This window comes from Pseudomonas donghuensis, assembly GCF_000259195.1.
In the GTDB taxonomy this organism is placed as follows: Bacteria; Pseudomonadota; Gammaproteobacteria; order Pseudomonadales; family Pseudomonadaceae; genus Aquipseudomonas; species Aquipseudomonas donghuensis.
Genome location: NZ_JH650758.1, coordinates 270,807 through 271,798, shown reverse-complemented (window position 1 = coordinate 271,798; position 992 = coordinate 270,807). Strand labels below are relative to the sequence as shown.

Genomic DNA, 992 nt, shown 5'->3' with positions numbered 1-992 from the left:
TGTGGGAGCTGGCTTGCCAGCGATGGCGGCCGTCAGAGCACTACCGTTCTGTTGGCGTTGAGGAAAACCCGCCGCTCAATGTGATACCCCACCGCCCGCGCCAAGGTCAGGCACTCGATATCGCGGCCCTTGGCAATCAGGTCTTCGGGATAATGGCTGTGATCCACCGCCTCGACGCCCTGGGCGATGATCGGGCCTTCGTCGAGGTCGTTGTTGATGTAGTGCGCGGTGGCGCCCACCAGTTTCACGCCCTTGTTGTAGGCCTGGTGATACGGCTTGGCGCCCTTGAAGCCGGGCAGCAGCGAGTGATGGATGTTGATCGCCCAGCCGTCGAGCTTGCGGCACAGCTCTGGCGACAGCACCTGCATGTAGCGGGCAAGGATCACCAGCTCCGCGCCGGACGCCTCGATCACCTGCAGCACCTTGCGCTCCTGCGCCGGTTTGTCATGAGGCTCGAGGGCAAAGTGGTAATAGGGAATACGGTGCCAGTGGGCCAGGGGCTCGAGGTCCGGGTGGTTGGAAATCACCGCCACCACGTCCATGCTCAACTGGCCGATACGCTGGCGATAGAGCAGGTCGTTGAGGCAGTGATCGGCCTTGGACACCATGATCACCACTTTCGGCCGGTGCTTGGGTGCGGTCAGCTCGAACAGCATGCCGAACGCATCGCCCCGCTCGGCAAGCCCTGCGCGAAAGCTGGCCTCGTCGAAGTCATCCGGCTGGCGGAACTCCACGCGAATGAAGAAGCGCCCGGACAGTCGGTCATCGAACGAATGATGCTCGGTGACGTAGCAGTGCTGCTCGTACAGGTAGCGCGTCACCACGTCCACCGTTCCGAGCAAGCTCGGGCAGTCGGCGGTGAGAATCCAGGTGTCCGGTGCACGACTCATGGCATTGCTCCTTAGGCCTGAATGCTCAGGCCATACTCGGCAGAGGCGTCCTGCAGCCACAGCCACCAGTAATCGGAGAAACTGCGGCGGATCAGCAGCTCC

1 protein-coding gene is annotated in these 992 nt (G+C 62.6%); it reads right to left on the bottom strand.

The genetic code is table 11. From position 1 onward, the window contains the following. Positions 1 to 32: 32 nt before the first annotated feature. Positions 33 to 890 (bottom strand): formyltetrahydrofolate deformylase, encoded by an 858-nt coding sequence (purU, locus tag UW3_RS0105850; protein ID WP_010221360.1) that lies wholly within the window; start codon positions 888 to 890, stop codon positions 33 to 35. Positions 891 to 992: the final 102 nt, after the last annotated feature.